This is a genomic window from Methylopila musalis (assembly GCF_042679725.1).
GTDB lineage: Bacteria > Pseudomonadota > Alphaproteobacteria > Rhizobiales > Methylopilaceae > Methylopila > Methylopila musalis.
This window is the reverse complement of sequence record NZ_JBHTMX010000436.1, coordinates 1-611: the sequence shown is the minus strand read 5'-3', so window position 1 is coordinate 611 and position 611 is coordinate 1. Positions and strand designations below refer to the sequence as shown.

Sequence of the window (611 nt, the reverse complement as noted above, 5' to 3'; positions counted from 1 at the left end):
CAGGCCGATGGCGAGCGCCGCCGCGACGCCGCGCCGCCAGTCGGGCGAGGCGCCCTCCACGATCCTCGGATCGACGCCGTGGTCGTGGGCGCAGTCCGGCCCGTGGGCATGGGCGGGCAGGCCGCGCAGCGTCCTGAGGAACCCGGCGCCCTTGCGCGCGAGCAGCGCCAGCCCGACGACGGCGATCGCGCCGTAACTCGCCGCCTCGAGCCACCAGGTGGCGGCGCCGATCGCCATGCTGGTGGCGCCGATCACCGCGGCGAGCAGCCCAACCGCCACGATCGCGGTCACCGCCTGGGCGAGCGCCGCGAGGGTGGAGAGCGCGACGCCCCGGCGCAGGCCTTCGCCGGTCGCAACCAGATAGGACGAGATCACCGCCTTGCCGTGGCCCGGCCCCGCGGCGTGGAACACGCCATAGGCGAAGGAGAGGCCGGCGAGCGCCAGGAACGCGGAACCGTCGGCCTTGACTGCCCGGATCGCCTCCGACAGCGAGCGGTAGAAGCTGGACTGCCACGCGCCGATCCAGCCGAGAACCGTGCCGGCTTCGGGCGCGCCGCCGGGCCCGTCCGGGCGGCCGACGCCGAAGGGCCCCGCCGCGCCCTGCGCCAGCG

General features: G+C 76.6%; 1 protein-coding gene. It reads right to left on the bottom strand.

What is annotated here, in order from left to right:
• On the bottom strand, positions 1-611 hold a 611-nt coding region (locus ACFQ4O_RS18170; protein WP_378777846.1), incomplete at both ends, for a nickel/cobalt transporter.